Here is a 17,482-nt window from a genome sequence, read left to right on the forward strand (position 1 = left end):
GTTCTCGGCGGCCGGGGTGTGGCCGTTGCTCGCGTTTCTGGCGGACGGGGCCGGGGGCGCGGCCCGGGGTGAGCTGGCGGACGCGGTCGGGATGTCCGCGGACGAATCGGCGGCGGCCGCGCGGGAGTTGCTCGGTGCCATGGCTCGGATGCGGGGGCTGGACTCCGCGCTGGGACTGTGGACCGGGCGGACGCTGGAGCTGCGGGAGCGGTGGGAGGCGGGGCTGCCGCCGGAGGCGCACGGGGTGTTGACGGGGGACGCGGCCGTCGACAAGCGGGCGCTGGATGCCTGGGCGGCCAAGCGGACGGGTGGGCTGATCGAAGAGATGCCCGTGCAGGTGACCGAGGACACCGAGATGGTGCTGGCGACCGCGCTGGCGTTGCGGACGCGGTGGCTGAGCCCGTTCTGGGACCGGCCCCTGTGGCCGGGTGCGGGACCGTGGCGGGACCGCGAGCTGGCCGGGCTGTACCGCAGCACCGAGCTGCTGGACCGGATCGGCGTGGCCGACACTCCGGACGGCCATGTCACCGAGCTGAAGGTGCTGGGCGACAACGCCGTCGACGTTCATCTGCTGCTCGGCGAGGAGCGGATGACACCTGGGCAGGTGCTGGGAGCTGGGGTCGACATCCTGGCGCGGAGGCGTGCGGTGGTGCCCGGTCACCGGCTGCCGTACGGGGAGGTCGGGCCGGGCCTGAGGGTCGAAAGGGTCCGCAGCACGGCGCCCCATCCTCCGGTCCTGGACGTGACCACCGTCGCCTTCCGGATGCGAGCCGAGCACGACCTGCTGGAACTCCACCGACTGTTCGGTCTCACCACCGCCGCCACACCCGCGGGCCGGGGTCACTTCCCGGGCGTCAGCGACTCCCCGATGGTCGTCGGAGCGGCCCGGCAGTCGGCGATGGCGGAGTTCACGGCCGTGGGCTTCCGTGCCGCCGCGGTGACGGCCATCGCCGCCATCGGCGCCGGCATACCGCAGCTCCGCTGGGTGACCACCAGGGCCAGGGCCGCCTTCGACCGCCCCTTCGGCTTCCTCGCCGTGCACCGCCACTCACGGCTCGTGCTCGCGTCGGGGTGGGTCACGGATCCGACGGAGTACCCGGAGAATCCCGGATACGACGAGGACGACGAGGACTTCTGATGATCGACGCGGTGAACGGGCTGACCGCCCGCTGGGCCGGCAGCGTCGAGACAGGGACCGTCGAGGGCGGGACCGTCTTCTCGGCGGCCGGTGTCTGGCCCCTGCTGGCCTTCCTGGCGGACGGGGCGACGGGCGGGGCACGGGAGGAGCTGGCGGAGGCTCTCGGCGTGCCCGCGGAGCTGTCGGCCGCGGCGGCGCGGGAGTTGCTGGCGACGATGGCCGACGTCGACGGGCTGGACTCCGCGCTCGGGCTGTGGACGAAGCGGTCCGTGGAGCTGCGGGAGGCGTGGGAGGAGGGGCTGCCGGCCGCCGCGCACGGCGTGCTCACCGGCGATCCCGACGCCGACCAGGAGGCTCTCGACAGCTGGGCCGCCAAGCGCACGGGCGGGGCGATCGGGCGGATGCCGGTGACGCTGGGGCCGGACTCCTCGCTGGTGCTGGCGACCGCGCTGACGTTGCGCACGGACTGGGAGGTGCCGTTCACAGGCGGTCTCGTGCCGTGGTGCGGCCAGGACCGGGCCGGACTCAGCCGTACCGACGCGGACCTGGACGCGGTGGCGGTGGCGCGGACGGCGGTCGGGGCGGTGACCGAGGCGCGGGTGCGCGGGACCGATGGCGTCGATGTGCATCTGCTGCTCGGCGACGAGGAGTCGACGCCCGGGCAGGTGCTCGGCGCCGGGGTGGACATCCTGTCGGGCGCGGTGCCGGCCGTGCCCGGAAGCCGTCTGCCGTTCGGTGCGGTCGGGCCCGGGCTCAGGATCGAGACGGTCCGCACCGAACGGCCCGAGCCGCCGAGCCTGACCCTCGACACCGTCCGGTTCGTTCTCGCCGCGGATCACGATCTCCTGGCGCGCCCCGACCTGTTCGGTCTGGCCACGGCGTCCGACCGCGCCCCCGGCCACTTCCCCGGCATCAGCCCGGCACCGCTCGCACTCGCGCAGGGACGGCAGTCGGCGACGGCGATCTTCGGCGCCCAGGGGTTCCGGGCGGCGGCCGTGACCGCGTACGCCATGGACTGGATGGGCTGGGAACCCGAGCCGAAGCACGAGTCCAAGCGGGTCCGCGCCCGCTTCGACCGCCCCTTCGGCTTCCTCGCCGTGCACCGCCGCTCGCGGCTCGTCCTCGCGGCGGGCTGGGTCACCGACCCGGCGCCCCTCCGCGAGGACGACCATCGACCGACGGACCGTTGACGTCCTAGAACTGCAGCGCCCAGGCGTCGATCCGCCCGGTGTCCAGCGCCGCGTTGTCACTGACCCGCAGCCGCCAGGTGCCGTTGGCGACCTCGGAGGAGGCGTTCACGGAGTACGTGGTGTCGATGTTGTCCGCACTGCCGCCGGTGCCGTACGCCTTGAGGGTGTACGCCGTGCCGTCGGGGGCGACCAGCTGGACCTGGAGGTCACCGATGTAGGTGTGGACGATGTGCACCTCGACGGCCAGGGCCGAGGGCGCGTTGCCGGTGACGCCGGAGACGGTCACCGGGGACTCGGCGGTGGCGTTGTCGGCGATCGCGTAGTCCGCGGTGTTCTCGAAGCGCGGCCCGGGCGGGGTGACGGTGCCTCCGGGGACGTTCAGGAGGCGGTTGGGCGAGCCGGTGCCGGGGCTGGTGACGACGCCGGTGGAGGCGAGGCTCACCAGGGCGGAGGAGACCTGCGCGGGCGTCGCCGACGGGTTGGCCGCCAGATACAGCGCCGCCGCGCCCGCCACGTGCGGGGTCGCCATCGACGTACCGGAGATGGTGTTCGTGGCGGAGTCGCTGGTGTTCCACGTCGAGGTGATGGAGGAGCCGGGGGCGAACAGGTCGAGGACCGTGCCGTAGTTGGAGTAGCTCGCCTTGGCGTCGGTCGAGGTGGTGGCGCCGACCGTGATGGCCTCCGTCACTCGGGCGGGCGACCTGGTGGAGGCGTTGGTCGTCTCGTTGCCGGCCGCGACGGCGAAGGTGATGCCGGAGGCGACGGCGTTGCGGACGGCCGTGTCGAGGGCGGTGTCGGCGGTGCCGCCGAGGGACATGTTGGCGACGGCCGGCTTGACGGCGTTCGCGGTGACCCAGTCGATACCGGCGACGACCTGGGCGGTGGTGCCGGAGCCGGAGTTGTTGAGGACGCGGACGCCGACGATGCTCGCCTTCTTGGCGACGCCGTAGGCGGTTCCGGCGACGGTGCCGGCGACGTGGGTGCCGTGGCCGTTGCCGTCCTGGGCGGTGTTGTCGTTGTCGATGGCGTCGTAGCCGTAGCGGGCCCGGCCGCCGAAGTCGCTGTGGGTGATGCGGACGCCCGTGTCGATGATGTAGGCCGTGACACCGGTGCCGGCCGAGTCCGGGTAGGTGTACGAGCTGTTCAGCGGGAGCGTCTTCTGGTCGATGCGGTCCAGGCCCCAGGACGGCGGGTTGGTCTGGGTCGCCGCGATGGAGAAGGTGCGGTTCTGGACCACGGAGGCGACGGCCGGGTCGGCGGCGAGACGTTTCGCCTCGGACGCGGAGGCCTCGATCGCATAGCCGTTGAGGGCCTTGGTGTAGGTGCGCTCGATGTCGGCGCCGTGCCGCTGGGCGACCGCTCGGCCCTGGGCGGACCGTGCCTCGGTGTCCGCCTTGAGGGTCACGATGTAGCTGTCGGCCACGGCGTTCGCCGCGCCCTCGTACTGGATCCGGCCTTCGGGAGCGGCCGTGGCCGGGAGGGCCGAGACGAGGCTCGCGGCGAGTGCGGCGGTCATCGCCGCGCCGAGCACCGCATATCTTCGGTTACGCATCGCTGCCATCTGAGGGATCCTCCTCGATCGCTGGTGCGCTGATATGTTCATGTCAATTTGCTGTGGGGCCGCTGTGCGCCCGCCGAAAGATTGATGCCTCCACAGGAATTGCACAAGGGCCCTGGAGGGCCCATCTACGCTGCGCACATGACCCCACTGCCGGACTGTTACTGCCCCGTCGACGGCACCCGCGTCCCCGGCGGTTCGCTCGTCTGGTGCTGCCCGGTCTGCCGCGGCCCCCTCGACCTCGACTTCCACCCCACCCCGGCACCGCTCAAGTCCCTCACCGGACGGGCCGATTCGCTGTGGCGGTACGCCGAGACGCTCCCGCTCGCCACCCCCTCGGTCTCCCTCGGTGAGGGCCGCACCCCGCTGGTCCCCCTGCGCGACGGTGTCTCGGCCAAGCTGGACTTCCTGATGCCGACGCTGTCCTTCAAGGACCGGGGCGCGGTACTGCTCGCCGAGCTGGCGCTGCGTCTGGAGCCGCGCCGGGTGGTCGCCGACAGCAGCGGCAACGCGGGCACGGCCGTCGCCGCGTACTGCGCACGGGCGCGGCTGCCCTGCACGGTGTACGTCCCCGAGGGCACGTCGGCGAAGAAGCTGGAGCAGATCGGGGCGCACGGGGCACGCCTTGAGGTGGTCGCCGGTGACCGTGAGGCGGCCGCGGCGGCGGCCCGCGAGGCGGCGGACTCGGCGGGCACCTTCTACGCCTCGCATGTCTTCAACCCGTACTTCCTGCACGGCACGAAGACCTACGTCCATGAACTCTGGGAGGACCTCGGCGGCCGCCTCCCGGACGTCCTCGTCCTCCCCGTCGGCAACGGCACGCTGCTGCTCGGCGCGGCCCTCGCGATCGCCGAGCTGCACGGCGCCGGGCTCATCGACCGCCGGCCCGCCCTGTACGCGGTCCAGGCGGCGGCCGTGGCTCCGCTCGCCCGCGCCTGGGAGGAGAGGGCGCAGGACCTCGTCGGCACGACACCGGCGGCGCCGACCCTCGCCGAGGGCATCGCGATCCCCCGGCCACCCCGGGCACGGCAGATCCTGCGGGCCGTACGGGAGTCGGGGGGCCTGTTCGTGACGGTGACGGAGGACCAGATCCGGCACGCCCAGCGGGACCTGGCGTCGAGGGGGCTGTTCGTGGAGTCGACGGGGGTGGCGTGCTGGGCGGCCGTGCGGGAGGGGGTGCTCGGGGAGCGGAGCGGGGTGGTGCCGCTGTGCGGGGCGGGGCTGAAGTCGGGACTGGCGGCGACGTAGTCAGGCGGCCCGGCTGGAGCGACGGTCCGGCGATCCGGCGCTCCTTCACACAGCCGGGGAGCGGCTGCCGGTCGTGCGCGCCCGGTTCGACAGGAGTGGGCCTGACGGACGGGGACGCGGACGGTGATCGCCGAGGAACCTCGTCTGATCGCCCTCTACGAACGCGCCGGGCGCCCGGTCCATGTCGGCGCGGAGGTCACGGGCACGGAGATCACCGGCACGGAGGCGACGTACGAGGCCCTGGTCAGCCGGCCTCGGCATCTGCCCGGTCTCCGCGGGAAACGCTCCGCTGATCACGCTGGGCGGGGTGGTGACGCGGGCGGTGCGCGGGGTGAGCCCGAGCCGATATGCGCCGGCCTGGCTGGAGGGGTGCGGCAGGCCGCCGGTGCGGGCGTACGCGGAGGTCTGCCGGACGGTCGCGGGGCCTGACAGGGCAGGTGTCTCGCCGCGCACCGGGGCTGTCTACGATCACCGCATGAGCGCGTGGAAGAGGGCCCTGGACGCGGCGGGGATCCGGGAGCCGGAGCTGCGGAGCGACTACGACGCCCAGCGGCGGCTGGTGGCGCGCGAGCGGCGCAGTTCGTATCTGGCGGCCCGGGTGCTGCTGCCGCGCCCCGTGCTGCCGCACGTGGTGGCCGCGACGGCCGTGATACACCGCGGGGACGACCTCCTGGACACCGGCCCGAAGCCCCAGCGGGTCGCCGCCTGGGCGTCCTGGGAGCGGCGGCTGCGGGAGGCGTTGGAGAAGGGCGTCGCCGAGGATCCGCCGATCCGCGCCTTCCTGCACACCATGACCGCGTATCCGCGGCTCGGGGAGGCGACGGAGGAGTATCTGGCCACCGCCACGGCCGAGTTGGAGTTCACCGGCTTCGCGACGGAGGCCGACTTCCAGGCCTATGTGGACGCCTACTCGCTGCCCGCCTTCATGCTGGTCGGCACGCTGCTGGGTCCGGAGTCCGGCGACGCCCGCTACCGGTCCCTGTGCCGGACCCTCATCGAGGGCAGCCAGCGCCTGGACTTCGTCAACGATCTCGCCGAGGACCTCCCGGAAGGCCGCCTCGGTATCCCGGCCGAGACCCTGCGGCGCTTCTCGCTCACGCCGCAGGACCTGACTGCGGGCCAGGCGTCACCAGGCCTGCGCGATCTGGTGAACGACCAGCTCCACGCCGCCAGGACCGCCCTGGAGGCGGCACGCGAACTGCCCGCCCTGGCGGCGCCCACGGGCCGGGCGCTGCTGAGCGCGGTGATCGAGATCGAACTGCTGACGGCGGACGCGGCGGCGGCACGGGGAACGGGCCTGCTGAACGGCTCCGCGAGCCCGCCGCTGCCGGGCACGCTGCGCGTACTGCGGAACGCCCGCAAGCTGCGAACAGGGAGCCGCCCCCGTTGACGATCTCGTGGCCCGGCCCCTGTCGAGTCGCTACCGTCGAGCCATGACCGGACTGCCCGACTGGATGCGCCCGCCGCGCGCGGAAGGCTGGTTCGCGGAGGACCTGGACCACCTCCCCGAGGCACCCGCCATACCGAGCTGATCGACGGAGCTCTCGTCTTCATACTGGCGCCCCAGCGATGGTGGCACGGCCACCTCATCACCATGCTCACCATCGCTCTCATGGAGCAGGCGCCCGCCGATGTCAGGGTCGGCCGCGAAATGACCATAAAGCTGGACGAGCGAAACCGGCCCGAGCCGGATCTGCTGTTGACGACAGCCACGTACGACGGAGACCGCACCTGGTTCACACCGGACGAGGTACGGCTCGTCATCGAGGTCGTCTCCCCCGAGTCCGCCCACCGCGACCGCACGGTCAAACTCCGCAAGTACGCGGAGGCCGGCATCCCGCACTACTGGTGCGTCGAGGACGAGGACGGGGCCCCTGTCGTCCACGTCTACGAACTCGACGAACCGACCGGCCGCTACGCGCCCGCCGGCATCTTCCGCGGCACCCTGGAGCGCCCCGTGCCCTTCGAGATCACCCTGGACCTCGACAAGCTCACCCCGCCGAGCGGCACCTGACCGTCGTACAGGAATGCGGAAGGGGCCGGGCTCACCAGAGCCCGGCCCCTTCCGTCACGGCTGATCAGACGTTGAAGCGGAACTCCACGACATCCCCGTCCTGCATGACGTACTCCTTGCCCTCCATACGCGCCTTGCCCTTGGCGCGGGCCTCGGCGACCGAGCCGGTCTCGACGAGGTCGGCGAAGGAGATGACCTCGGCCTTGATGAAGCCCTTCTGGAAGTCGGTGTGGATGACACCGGCCGCCTCGGGGGCCGTGGCGCCCTTCTTGATCGTCCAGGCGCGGGATTCCTTGGGGCCGGCCGTGAGGTAGGTCTGGAGGCCGAGGGTGTCGAAGCCGACGCGGGCGAGGGTGGCGAGGCCGGGCTCCTCGGCGCCGACCGACTCCAGGAGCTCCATCGCGTCCTCCTCGTCGAGCTCGGCGAGGTCCTGCTCCAGCTTGGCGTTGAGGAAGATCGCCTCGGCGGGGGCGACCAGGGCGCGCTGCTCGTCCTTGAAGGTCTCGTCGACCAGTTCGTCCTCGTCCACGTTGAAGACGTAGAGGAAGGGCTTGGTCGTCAGGAGGTGCAGGTCGTGGAGGAGCTCCTCGTTGCCCGAGCCCTGGACGATGCCCGCCGAGAAGAGTGTGTCGCCCTTCTCCAGGATCTCCTTCGCGGCCTCGACCGCCGCCACCTTCGGCGCGATGTCCTTCTTGATCCGCGACTCCTTCTGGAGACGCGGGAGGGCCTTCTCGATGGTCTGGAGGTCGGCGAGGATCAGCTCGGTGTTGATCGTCTCGATGTCGTCCTTGGGCGAGACCTTGCCGTCGACATGGACGACGTTCTCGTCCTTGAAGGCGCGGATGACCTGGCAGATCGCGTCGGACTCGCGGATGTTGGCGAGGAACTTGTTGCCCAGGCCCTCACCCTCGGAGGCGCCCTTCACGATGCCCGCGATGTCGACGAAGTCGACGGTCGCCGGGAGGATCCGCTGCGAGGAGAAGATTTCGGCCAGCTTCGTCAGCCGCGCGTCCGGGACGCCCACGACACCGACGTTCGGCTCGATCGTGGCGAACGGGTAGTTGGCCGCGAGCACGTCGTTCTTGGTCAGGGCGTTGAACAGGGTCGACTTGCCGACATTCGGCAGACCGACGATTCCGATCGTGAGCGACACGTTGCGACTTCCCGTACGTGAGAGGAGGGGACTGGAGGGGAGGACTGCGGGGCAGGGCCTGCCCTGGGGGCCGATCCACCAGTCTACGGCGTGCCCGGCCCCGCCCCCTCGACGCGTCGAACACTTGGCCAAGGTCGATCCCTCGGCGTGTCTGAGGAGCGATTCTGCATATAAACCGTCCTAAGTTGGTCCAGTGGAGCAACACAGGACGCGACCCCCGCACATTCGAGCACGCCGTGAGACACCTTCCCTGCCCCCGCAGGCGGCCCGCGGCGGGCGCCGTCCGGCGGCCGTACGACGGCCCGCTCCCCCGGTCGTGCAGGCGGTGCGGCGCTTCCCCAACCCCCGGCTCACCGGGCTCGGCGGCGGGCTGTTCTGCATCGCGGTGATGCTGGTGCTCGGCTGCCTCGACGCGCTGACGTTCGGATCGCTGACGGTGTACGGCGTGCTGTTCCTGCCGGTGTGCGTGCTGACCGCCGTCTGGGTGCGGCGGGGCGACCTGGTCACCGCACCCATCGTGGTCCCGATCGCCTTCGCCGCGGGGCTCGTGCCCGTCGCCCCGGGCGGGGACGGGATCGGCGCCCGGCTGATGGGCCTCGTGACCGCCCTGGCCACCGAGGCCGGATGGCTGTACGGCGGGACGCTCCTGACCGGTCTGATCGTGTCCGTGCGCAAGATCCGGCTGATGAACCGGCGGCGGCAGGCAAACCGCCGGTCCTGGTGAGCTACTCCTTCGCCGCCCGCATCGCCGCCCCCACGATCCCCGCGTTGTTCTGGAGCTGCGCCGGGACGATCTCCGCCTTGATGCCCTTGATGTGGTGCAGGAACTTCTCGGACTTGCGGCTCACGCCACCGCCGATGATGAACAGCTCGGGCGAGAAGAGCATCTCGACATGGGCGAGGTACTTCTGGACGCGGCGCGCCCAGTGCTCCCACGTCAGCTCGCCGTCCTCCTTGGCCTTGCTGGAGGCGCGCGTCTCGGCGTCGTGTCCGTGCAGCTCCAGGTGGCCCAGCTCGGTGTTGGGGACCAGGACGCCGTGGACGAACACGGCGCTGCCGATGCCCGTGCCGAAGGTCAGCAGGATGACGGTGCCCCGGCGCCCGTGACCGGCGCCGAACTCCATCTCGGCGACGCCCGCCGCGTCCGCGTCGTTGACCACCGTCACCGGCAGGCCGCCGAGCCGCTCGCTGAACAACGCGCGCGCGTCCGTGTCGATCCAGCCCTTGTCGACATTGGCGGCCGTACGGATCGTCGCCCCGCCGGTGACCACGCCCGGGAAGGTCAGCCCGACCGGCCCCGACCAGCCGAAGTGGTCGACGACCTCCTTCACACCGTCCGCCACCGCGTCCGGCGTCGCCGGGTGCGGGGTGAGCACCTTGTGGCGCTCCTGGGCGAGGTCGCCTCTGGCCAGGTCCACCGGGGCGCCCTTGATCCCGGATCCGCCGATGTCCACACCGAAGATCTGCATGGCCCTACGTTACGACGGGCGACCGACAGTCACTCCTTCGAGGCGCCCGTACGCCCCGCGACCAGCGCCGCGGCTTCCTCGCGCAGATCGCGGCGGAGTTCCTTGGGCAGCGAGAAGGTGATGGACTCCTCGGCCGTCTTCACGGTCTCGACGTCGCCGTAGCCGCGCTCGGCCAGCCACTCCAGGACGCCCTCGACCAGGACGTCCGGGACCGAGGCGCCGGAGGTCAGGCCGACCGTGGTGACGCCCTCCAGCCAGGCCTCGTCGATCTCGTCGGCGAAGTCGACCAGGTGGGCGGCGGGGGCGCCGGCGTCCAGGGCGACCTCGACCATGCGGATCGAGTTGGAGGAGTTCTTGGAGCCGACGACGATCACCAGCTGGGCGTCCTCGGCCAGCTTCTTCACCGCGATCTGGCGGTTCTGCGTGGCGTAGCAGATGTCGTCGCTGGGCGGCGAGATCAGGCCCGGGAACTTGTTCTTGAGAGCGTCGACGGTCTCCATGGTCTCGTCGACGGAGAGCGTGGTCTGGGAGAGCCAGACGACCTTGGACGGGTCGCGCACCTCGACCTTGGCGACGTCCTCGGGGCCGTCGACCAGGGTGATGTGGTCGGGGGCCTCGCCGGAGGTGCCGATGACCTCCTCGTGGCCCTCGTGCCCGATCAGGAGGATGTCGTAGTCCTCCTTGGCGAAGCGGACGGCTTCCTTGTGGACCTTGGTGACCAGCGGGCAGGTCGCGTCGATCGTGGCGAGCTTGCCGCGCGCGGCCTCCTCGTGGACGACGGGCGCGACGCCGTGCGCGGAGAACATGACGATGTTCCCCTCGGGGACCTCCTCCGTCCGCTCGACGAAGATGGCGCCCTTCTTCTCCAGGGTCTGCACGACGTACTTGTTGTGGACGATCTCGTGCCGGACGTACACCGGAGCGCCGTACTGCTCCAGGGCTTTCTCGACGGCGATCACGGCGCGGTCCACACCCGCGCAGTAGCCCCGGGGGGCGGCGAGCAGGACACGGCGGCCAGACGAAGCGGTCATGTGTCCCATCGTAAGGCCGCGCCGGACGGGTCAAAGATCGCGTTGTTGGCGAGACTGGCCGGGAAGTGTGAAGGGCGGGGAACCGGCGACGGCAGACAACGGATGAAGCACCGGCGGAGGCATCGATGTCCGAGACGCAGACGGCGACCCGCACCGGCGATCCGGGCCATGACCTGCGGCGCAGCCTCGGATTCCGGGATCTGGTGGTCTACGGGCTGCTTTTCATCGCCCCCATGGCGCCCGTCGGCGTGTTCGGCACGCTCGACGCCAAGTCGCACGGGGCGGTGGCGCTGGTCTATGTCGTCGCCACGGTCGCGATGGCGTTCACCGCGTTCAGCTACGCGCAGATGGTGCGGGTGGTCCCGCGCGCGGGCTCCGTGTACGCCTACGCGCGCGTGGCGCTCGGCAAGGAGGCCGGGTTCATCGCGGGCTGGATGGCGATGCTGGACTACCTGCTGATCCCGGCGGTCGCGTATCTCTTCTCCGGCATCGCGATGAACGCGCTGGTCCCGGAGGTCTCGCGGTGGGTGTGGACGGCGGTGGCGGTGGTCGTGACGACCGTGCTGAACCTGTGGGGCGTGCGGGCCGCGGCCCGGGTCGGCTTCCTGGTGCTGGCCATGGAGATCGTGGTCCTGCTGGTGTTCATGGTCTCCGCGGTGGTCGTCCTCGCCCGCGACGGTGCCCAGCGCGGGTGGCTGTCGCCGCTGTCAGGGGACGGCTCGCAGGGGGCGTTCGCGCTCTCCGCGGTGCTCGGGGCGGTGTCCGTCGCGGTGCTGTCGTATCTGGGCTTCGACGCGATCGCCTCCTTCGCGGAGGAGGTCACCGGCGGGTCGGCGAAGGTGGCGCGGGCGGTGCTGTTCTGTCTGGCGCTGGCCGGTGTGCTGTTCGTGGCCCAGGCGTATCTGGTGGCGCTGCTGGAGCCGATGTCGTCCGCGGAGCTGGCGGCCCAGCCGGGGAAGCAGGGGTCCGCCTTCTACGACGCCGTGGATGTGTCCGTCGGGAGCTGGCTGCACGATCTGGTGGCGGTGAGCAAGGCGATCGGGGCGGCGTTCGCGGCGCTGGCCGGGCAGGCGGCCGCGGGGCGGTTGCTGTTCGCGATGGGGCGGGACCGGCGGTTGCCGCGGGTGCTGTCGAGGACGGATGCCGGGGTGCCGCGGGTGGCGCTGCTGTGCGCGGCCGTCATCACGCTGGTGGCGGCGGTGTGGGCGGCCCGGCGGGACGACGGGATGGACCATCTGGTGTCGGTCGTCGACATCGGCGCGCTCACGGCCTTCACGTTGCTGCACGCGAGCGTGGTGGGGTGGTTCGCGGTACGGCGGCGGGGCGGGGCGGTGAGCTGGTGGCGGCACGTGCTGGTGCCGGTCGCCGGCGCGGCCGTCACCGTCGCGGTGATCGTCGAGGCGTCGGGGGCGGCGCAGGCGGTGGGGGCGGTGTGGTTCGTGGTCGGGCTCGCGGTCCTGCTGGGCCAGTGGAGACGGGCGGAGCCCGCACGGTGACCGGCGGACCTGGGCCGCGTTGTCACAACCGGCCACTACGCTCGGCGCATGGCTCTCAACACGTCCGCGGAAACGCCGCTGCCCGTCGGTGAGGTCTCCCGGCTGATCGGGGGATGGATCGACCGGCTCGGTGCCGTCTGGGTGGAAGGGCAGATCACTCAGCTGTCCCGGCGTCCCGGGGCCGGGGTCGTGTTTCTGACGTTGCGTGATCCGTCGTACGACATCTCGGTGAGCGTCACCTGTTTTCGGCAGGTGTTCGACGACGTCGCCGATGTGGTGAGCGAGGGCGCGCGGGTCGTCGTGCTCGCCAAGCCGGAGTGGTACGCGCCCCGGGGGCAGCTGTCGTTGCGGGCCGCCGAGATAAGGCCGGTCGGGGTCGGGGAACTGCTCGCGCGGCTGGAGCAGCTGAAGAAGTCCCTCGCCGCCGAGGGGCTCTTCGCGCCCGAGCGGAAGAAGCCGCTGCCGTTTCTGCCGCAGCTCGTCGGGCTGGTGTGCGGGCGGGCGTCCGCCGCCGAGCGGGACGTGCTGGAGAACGCCCGACACCGCTGGCCCGCCGTCCGCTTCGAGGTGCGCAATGTCGCCGTACAGGGCGTGCACGCGGTGCCGCAGGTGGTGCAGGCGGTCAAGGAGCTCGACGAGAACGACGACGTCGATGTGATCATCGTGGCCCGGGGCGGGGGCAGCGTGGAGGATCTGCTGCCCTTCTCCGACGAGCAGTTGGTGCGTACTGTCGCGGCCTGTCGTACGCCCGTCGTCTCCGCGATCGGGCACGAGCCGGACAATCCGCTCCTGGACCATGTCGCCGACCTGCGCGCCTCCACCCCGACCGACGCCGCCAAGAAGGTCGTACCGGATGTGGGCGAGGAGTACGAGCGCGTGCGGATGCTGCGGGACCGGGCGCGGCGGTGTGTCGAGGGGTTCATCGAGCGGGAGGAGCGCGGGCTCGCCCATGCGCTCGCCCGGCCGTCGATAGAGGATCCGCACCGGATGATCGACGAGCGCGCCGATCACGTGGCCTCGCTCGTCGAGCGGTCGCGGCGCACGCTCGGCCATCTCCTCGACCGCGCCGACTCGGAGCTCACGCACACGCACGCACGCGTGGTGGCCCTCTCCCCCGCCGCGACCCTGAAGCGGGGGTACGCGGTGTTGCAGAAGGCCGACGGGCATGTGGTGCGGGCGCCGGACGAGGTGGCGGCTCAGGAGAGCCTGCGGGCGCGGGTGGCCGAGGGCGAGTTCACGGTGGTCCGGGCCGAGTGACCACACGAGGCCGCCCCGGCGGAGGGACGCGGTGTCCCCGGGAGAACACAGCAGTGTCCGAGTCGATGCTTAGGGTGGGCGCATGACCAGCAAGGTGGATGAGGCGCTCGGGTACGAGCAGGCGCGTGACGAGCTGATCGACGTCGTACGGCGGTTGGAGGCCGGTGGTACGACGCTGGAGGAGTCCCTCGCGCTCTGGGAGCGGGGCGAGGAGCTGGCCAAGGTGTGCCGGCGGTGGCTGGACGGGGCGCGGGCACGGCTGGACGCGGCGCTCGCGGAGGAGGAGTCGGCCGAGGAAGAGCCGGACTCCGAGTAGCAGGGCGTGGTGATCTGTGAAGCGGGTCACCACACTCCGCTTTTTGTTGAACCTTCAACCTATGGCCCGTACAGTCATCCGTGTCAGCCGATCCGGAACCCGGATCCGACGTACGTCCCCGAGAAGGTTCACGCATGTCTCTCGTCCTTGACCCCACCGCCCAGGATCTGCTGTTCCGCGAGGCCCACACCGCGAACGCCTTCACCGACGAGCAGGTGACCGACGAGCAGGTGCAGGCGATCTACGAACTGGTCAAGTTCGGCCCGACCGCCTTCAACCAGACCCCGCTGCGCATCACCCTGGTCCGCTCCCCCGAGGCCCGCGAGCGCCTGGTGCGGCACATGGCCGAGGGCAACCAGCCCAAGACGGCCACCGCCCCGCTGGTCGCGATCCTCTCCGCGGACAACGAGTTCCACGAGGAGCTGCCCACGCTGCTCCCGCACTTCCCGCAGGCCAAGGACCTCTTCTTCAGCGAGCGCCCGGCCCGTGAGAGCGCGGCCGCGCTGAACGCCGCCCTCCAGGCCGCGTACTTCATCATCGGTGTCCGCGCCGCCGGTCTCGCCGCCGGCCCGATGACCGGCGTCGACTTCGAGGGCGTCCGCAAGGAGTTCCTCGACGGCGACCACACCCCGCTGATGGTCGTCAACATCGGCAAGCCGGGCGACAACGCCTCCCACCCGCGCTCCCCGCGCCTCGCCTACGACGAGGTCGTCACCACGGTCTGAGCGCCCCGGACATACGGGAAGGGCCCCTGGAATTCACCGTTCCGGGGGCCCTTCCCGTATGTCCGGGGCGGTCACTCCGACGTGAGCGCCTTCACCATCTGCGTCAGCCGGTCGTGCGACCCCGTGCCCGCCACCACGGTCGTCGCGCCGTCGGCCTGGTGGACGAGAGCGTCGTAGCGGCCGCCGGTGTAGCGCGTCCAGGTCCGGCCGCCGATCTCCTCGGTGGTGTCCGTCTTCTCGCCGCCCTGGCTGGCCTCGTCGATGAACTCGGCGGCCGGCTCATGGGTCGACTGCTCGATCTGGACGTAGCCGTCGCCGGGGGTGTGGAAACCGAGGTGCCAGGCGTCGGAGTCCGCGCCGTCGTACCGGACGGAGGTGGCCTTCCAGGTGTCGGGCAGACCCGAGGGCGCCAGCACGGGGTAGGGCGCGGCGCGCCGGGCCGTGAGGAGCTCGACGCGGTAGTCGACCCGCTTGACCTCCGCCGGGGAGTCGTCGTGCGGGATGAAGAGGTAGATGACCCCCGCCATGAGACTGATCAGGCCCAGGGAGAGAACCATGTCCCGGACCGTCTTCTGCTTGCCGCTCGAACCTGCCACGGCCCTATCGTCGCAGGTGCCCTGGTCCGCTCATCCGTGGGGGCCCCTGCTCATTTTGTCTGCCTGACGATAGAGTCGACGCCATCACCCTCATCCGGCCGTCGTCGTATCAGAAAGGTGCGCCTCGATGACCGAGCATCATCAATTGCCATCCGAACTCGAAGTCCCCAGCGAAGCCCCCGACCGCAACCTCGCCCTGGAACTCGTCCGGGTGACCGAAGCCGCGGCCATGGCCGCGGGCCGCTGGGTCGGACGCGGCGACAAGAACGGCGCCGACGGTGTCGCGGTGCGCGCCATGCGGACCCTCGTCTCCACCGTGTCGATGAACGGCGTGGTCGTCATCGGCGAGGGCGAGAAGGACGAGGCCCCGATGCTCTTCAACGGCGAGCGCGTCGGCGACGGGACCGGGCCCGAGTGCGACATCGCCGTCGACCCGATCGACGGCACGACCCTGACCGCCAAGGGCATGCCGAACGCGATCGCCGTGCTGGCGGCCGCGGACCGCGGTTCGATGTTCGACCCGTCCGCCGTGTTCTACATGGACAAGCTGGTCACCGGCCCCGAGGCCGCGGACTTCGTCGACATCGACGCGCCCGTGTCCGTGAACATCCGGCGGGTCGCGAAGGCGAAGCGGTCCACCCCGGAGGACGTGACCGTCGTCATCCTCGACCGGCCCCGGCACGAGGGGATCATCAAGGAGATCCGGGAGGCGGGTGCGCGCATCAAGCTGATCTCCGACGGTGACGTGGCGGGCTCCATCTACGCGCTGCGCGAGGGCACCGGCGTCGACATGCTGCTGGGCATCGGCGGTACGCCGGAGGGGATCATCTCCGCCTGTGCCGTGAAGTGCCTCGGCGGCACGATCCAGGGCAAGCTGTGGCCCAAGGACGCGGAGGAGCGGCAGCGGGCGATCGACGCGGGCCACGACCTGGACCGGGTGCTCACCACGGACGACCTGGTGTCGGGCGAGAACGTGTTCTTCGTCGCCACCGGGATCACCGACGGTGAGCTGCTGCGCGGTGTGCGGTACCGGTCGGAGACGGCGACGACCGACTCGATCGTGATGCGGTCGAAGTCGGGGACGGTGCGCAGGATCGACTCCGAGCACCGGTTGAGCAAGCTGCGGGCGTACAGCGCGATCGATTTCGACCGAGCGAAGTAGCGCCTGACAGTTCGGCGGGTCCGGTGCGTTGGCGACTGCGGGTGGTTCGTGGCTTGTCGCGCAGTTCCCCGCGCCCCTGAGGTGGGTACAGCCGCCCGGCGATCAAAGGGGCGCCCCCGGTGCGGTGGGGGCGCCCCTCTCGCTGTCTGTCCTGCGGCTGCGTCAGCCCGCCTGCGCTATGCGGGAGGCTCCGGCCGCCTTCTTCAGTTCCATGTCGCGGCGCCTGCGGCGGGCCAGGACCACGCGGCGCTCCGCCGCGGTGAGGCCGCCCCAGACGCCGTAGGGCTCGGGTTGCAGGAGCGCGTGTTCGCGGCACTCGACCATGACCGGACAGCGGGCGCAGACCCGCTTCGCGGCCTCCTCGCGGGAGAGCCGGGCGGCGGTGGGTTCCTTCGAGGGGGCGAAGAACAGGCCGGCCTCGTCGCGCCGGCACACCGCCTCGGTGTGCCAAGGCGCGTCTTGGTCCCTGTCTCGCACTGGCACCCGCTGAGCCGGAACGGCAGCTACCTGCAGGGACGAATGCGGCGGTTGCAGCACGGTCTACTCCTGACGACGGCTTCGCGAGCGAGCGACGATGCAGCAAGGCCTACCCGCTGTGCGCGTGCCTATGCACTGAGTTCCGAACCGCTGGATTCCGGGTGGTCCCGTGCCGGGGTCTGAGTGGAACCGATCGTTTCGCACGCGCCCGATTCACAACCGTCAACGATCCAGATGCTTGCGCAAACCCCTGTCGGCCTTGTCGATGTTGCGCTGAACCCGATCGAGAATGTCCGCGACGAGCCTGCCGCGCCTGGGTCGCCCCTCGATGTTGCCGAGCACGGCCCACCCGTCGACGTAGACGACGGGCGCCTCGGGGTCGTCCGCGTCCAGCGTGTGCACCTCGAAGTTGCCCAGGACTCCGCCGCCGGTGCCGCGCAGCGACACGTTCTCCGGGACCCGGACCTCGACGCTGCCGAAGACCGAGATCGCCTTGATCACCACCTGCTGGTACTCGAACAGGGCCTCGCTGAGGTCTATCTCGACGCTGCCGAAGATCGCGTACGCGTGGATACGGCGGCCCGCGCGCCAGCGGCCCTTGCGGACGGCGCTGCTGAACACCGCCACCACGTTCTCGTCCGGCTCGATCGGG

Annotated in this window: 17 protein-coding genes and 2 pseudogenes; 12 read left to right on the forward strand and 7 right to left on the reverse strand. The window is 71.2% G+C overall.

Going from position 1 to position 17,482, the window contains the following annotated elements:
• A partial coding sequence (locus tag HLK59_RS39460) for a serpin family protein (protein WP_171146463.1) occupies window positions 1–1,138 on the forward strand: 1,138 nt, incomplete at its 5' end.
• Window positions 1,138–2,328 carry a serpin family protein gene (locus tag HLK59_RS39465; protein WP_171146464.1) on the forward strand — a complete coding sequence of 397 codons (1,191 nt, stop codon included), beginning with the start codon at window positions 1,138–1,140 and terminating at the stop codon, window positions 2,326–2,328. The genes HLK59_RS39460 and HLK59_RS39465, both read left to right, overlap by 1 nt.
• Window positions 2,329–2,332: 4 nt before the next feature.
• On the opposite strand, the gene HLK59_RS39470 is transcribed toward HLK59_RS39465, so the two are convergent.
• Window positions 2,333–3,889: a S8 family peptidase gene (locus HLK59_RS39470; RefSeq protein ID WP_171146465.1), complete on the reverse strand. Its 1,557-nt coding sequence runs from the start codon at window positions 3,887–3,889 to the stop codon at window positions 2,333–2,335.
• A gap of 138 nt (window positions 3,890–4,027) precedes the next feature.
• On the opposite strand from HLK59_RS39470, the gene HLK59_RS39475 reads away from it, so the two are divergent.
• From HLK59_RS39475 to HLK59_RS39490, 4 genes and pseudogenes are all read left to right on the forward strand, one after another.
• Window positions 4,028–5,134 (forward strand): pyridoxal-phosphate dependent enzyme, encoded by a 1,107-nt coding sequence (locus tag HLK59_RS39475; protein ID WP_171146466.1) that lies wholly within the window; start codon window positions 4,028–4,030, stop codon window positions 5,132–5,134.
• A gap of 147 nt (window positions 5,135–5,281) precedes the next feature.
• A pseudogene (locus HLK59_RS39480) lies at window positions 5,282–5,558 on the forward strand (LysR family transcriptional regulator); the annotation flags it as partial.
• Window positions 5,559–5,609: 51 nt separating this feature from the next.
• Window positions 5,610–6,524, forward strand: coding sequence for a squalene/phytoene synthase family protein (locus HLK59_RS39485; RefSeq protein WP_171146477.1), 915 nt, complete (start codon window positions 5,610–5,612; stop codon window positions 6,522–6,524).
• A gap of 43 nt (window positions 6,525–6,567) precedes the next feature.
• Window positions 6,568–7,148: pseudogene (locus tag HLK59_RS39490) on the forward strand (Uma2 family endonuclease).
• Between the two features lie 64 nt (window positions 7,149–7,212).
• Here HLK59_RS39490 and ychF read toward each other — a convergent pair.
• Complete coding sequence (gene ychF / locus HLK59_RS39495; RefSeq protein ID WP_171146467.1) at window positions 7,213–8,301, reverse strand: redox-regulated ATPase YchF; 1,089 nt, start codon at window positions 8,299–8,301, stop codon at window positions 7,213–7,215.
• Window positions 8,302–8,494: 193 nt separating this feature from the next.
• Here ychF and HLK59_RS39500 point away from each other — a divergent pair, with 193 nt between their 5' ends.
• Window positions 8,495–9,025 carry a DUF6542 domain-containing protein gene (locus tag HLK59_RS39500; protein ID WP_171146468.1) on the forward strand — a complete coding sequence of 177 codons (531 nt, stop codon included), beginning with the start codon at window positions 8,495–8,497 and terminating at the stop codon, window positions 9,023–9,025.
• Between the two features lies 1 nt (window position 9,026).
• Here the strand turns inward: HLK59_RS39500 and ppgK are convergent, their stop codons facing one another.
• Window positions 9,027–9,770 carry a polyphosphate--glucose phosphotransferase gene (ppgK, locus tag HLK59_RS39505; RefSeq protein ID WP_171146469.1) on the reverse strand — a complete coding sequence of 248 codons (744 nt, stop codon included), beginning with the start codon at window positions 9,768–9,770 and terminating at the stop codon, window positions 9,027–9,029.
• Between the two features lie 29 nt (window positions 9,771–9,799).
• The gene (locus HLK59_RS39510; protein ID WP_171146470.1) at window positions 9,800–10,810 is read right to left on the reverse strand and encodes a 4-hydroxy-3-methylbut-2-enyl diphosphate reductase; all 1,011 of its coding nucleotides are present in this window, start codon (window positions 10,808–10,810) and stop codon (window positions 9,800–9,802) included.
• A 116-nt stretch (window positions 10,811–10,926) separates the two neighbouring features.
• Between HLK59_RS39510 and HLK59_RS39515 the strand changes: the two genes are divergently transcribed.
• The 4 genes from HLK59_RS39515 to HLK59_RS39530 all read left to right on the forward strand — a co-directional run bounded on the left by HLK59_RS39515 (window position 10,927) and on the right by HLK59_RS39530 (window position 14,595).
• Complete coding sequence (locus tag HLK59_RS39515; protein WP_171146471.1) at window positions 10,927–12,297, forward strand: APC family permease; 1,371 nt, start codon at window positions 10,927–10,929, stop codon at window positions 12,295–12,297.
• A gap of 48 nt (window positions 12,298–12,345) precedes the next feature.
• Window positions 12,346–13,554 carry an exodeoxyribonuclease VII large subunit gene (xseA, locus tag HLK59_RS39520; protein WP_171146472.1) on the forward strand — a complete coding sequence of 403 codons (1,209 nt, stop codon included), beginning with the start codon at window positions 12,346–12,348 and terminating at the stop codon, window positions 13,552–13,554.
• Between the two features lie 82 nt (window positions 13,555–13,636).
• Window positions 13,637–13,870: an exodeoxyribonuclease VII small subunit gene (locus tag HLK59_RS39525; RefSeq protein WP_171146473.1), complete on the forward strand. Its 234-nt coding sequence runs from the start codon at window positions 13,637–13,639 to the stop codon at window positions 13,868–13,870.
• A gap of 134 nt (window positions 13,871–14,004) precedes the next feature.
• Window positions 14,005–14,595 (forward strand): malonic semialdehyde reductase, encoded by a 591-nt coding sequence (locus HLK59_RS39530; RefSeq protein WP_171146474.1) that lies wholly within the window; start codon window positions 14,005–14,007, stop codon window positions 14,593–14,595.
• Window positions 14,596–14,666: 71 nt separating this feature from the next.
• Here HLK59_RS39530 and HLK59_RS39535 read toward each other — a convergent pair whose 3' ends face one another.
• On the reverse strand, window positions 14,667–15,191 hold the full coding sequence (locus HLK59_RS39535; RefSeq protein ID WP_171146475.1) for a DUF4245 domain-containing protein: 525 nt from the start codon (window positions 15,189–15,191) through the stop codon (window positions 14,667–14,669).
• 127 nt (window positions 15,192–15,318) lie between these two features.
• On the opposite strand from HLK59_RS39535, the gene glpX reads away from it, so the two are divergent.
• Entirely contained in the window at window positions 15,319–16,353 is a 1,035-nt protein-coding gene (gene glpX / locus HLK59_RS39540) for a class II fructose-bisphosphatase (protein ID WP_171146476.1), read from the forward strand.
• Between the two features lie 162 nt (window positions 16,354–16,515).
• Here glpX and HLK59_RS39545 read toward each other — a convergent pair whose 3' ends face one another.
• Complete coding sequence (locus tag HLK59_RS39545; RefSeq protein WP_095046695.1) at window positions 16,516–16,890, reverse strand: WhiB family transcriptional regulator; 375 nt, start codon at window positions 16,888–16,890, stop codon at window positions 16,516–16,518.
• Between the two features lie 162 nt (window positions 16,891–17,052).
• Window positions 17,053–17,482: LiaF domain-containing protein (locus HLK59_RS39550; RefSeq protein WP_240982910.1), on the reverse strand; the 430-nt coding region annotated here is incomplete at its 5' end.

Source organism: Streptomyces sp. S3(2020) (assembly GCF_013044505.1).
Lineage (GTDB): Bacteria > Actinomycetota > Actinomycetes > Streptomycetales > Streptomycetaceae > Streptomyces.

Excerpts from the sequence above, each read along its gene's own strand:
- HLK59_RS39465 (WP_171146464.1), top strand. The coding sequence starts at position 1,138 with ATGATCGACGCGGTGAACGGGCTGACCGCCCGCTGGGCCGGCAGCGTC.
- HLK59_RS39470 (WP_171146465.1), bottom strand. The coding sequence starts at position 3,889 with ATGGCAGCGATGCGTAACCGAAGATATGCGGTGCTCGGCGCGGCGATG.
- HLK59_RS39475 (WP_171146466.1), top strand. The coding sequence starts at position 4,028 with ATGACCCCACTGCCGGACTGTTACTGCCCCGTCGACGGCACCCGCGTC.
- HLK59_RS39485 (WP_171146477.1), top strand. The coding sequence starts at position 5,610 with ATGAGCGCGTGGAAGAGGGCCCTGGACGCGGCGGGGATCCGGGAGCCG.
- ppgK (WP_171146469.1), bottom strand. The coding sequence starts at position 9,770 with ATGCAGATCTTCGGTGTGGACATCGGCGGATCCGGGATCAAGGGCGCC.
- HLK59_RS39510 (WP_171146470.1), bottom strand. The coding sequence starts at position 10,810 with ATGGGACACATGACCGCTTCGTCTGGCCGCCGTGTCCTGCTCGCCGCC.
- HLK59_RS39515 (WP_171146471.1), top strand. The coding sequence starts at position 10,927 with ATGTCCGAGACGCAGACGGCGACCCGCACCGGCGATCCGGGCCATGAC.
- xseA (WP_171146472.1), top strand. The coding sequence starts at position 12,346 with ATGGCTCTCAACACGTCCGCGGAAACGCCGCTGCCCGTCGGTGAGGTC.
- HLK59_RS39525 (WP_171146473.1), top strand. The coding sequence starts at position 13,637 with ATGACCAGCAAGGTGGATGAGGCGCTCGGGTACGAGCAGGCGCGTGAC.
- HLK59_RS39530 (WP_171146474.1), top strand. The coding sequence starts at position 14,005 with ATGTCTCTCGTCCTTGACCCCACCGCCCAGGATCTGCTGTTCCGCGAG.
- glpX (WP_171146476.1), top strand. The coding sequence starts at position 15,319 with ATGACCGAGCATCATCAATTGCCATCCGAACTCGAAGTCCCCAGCGAA.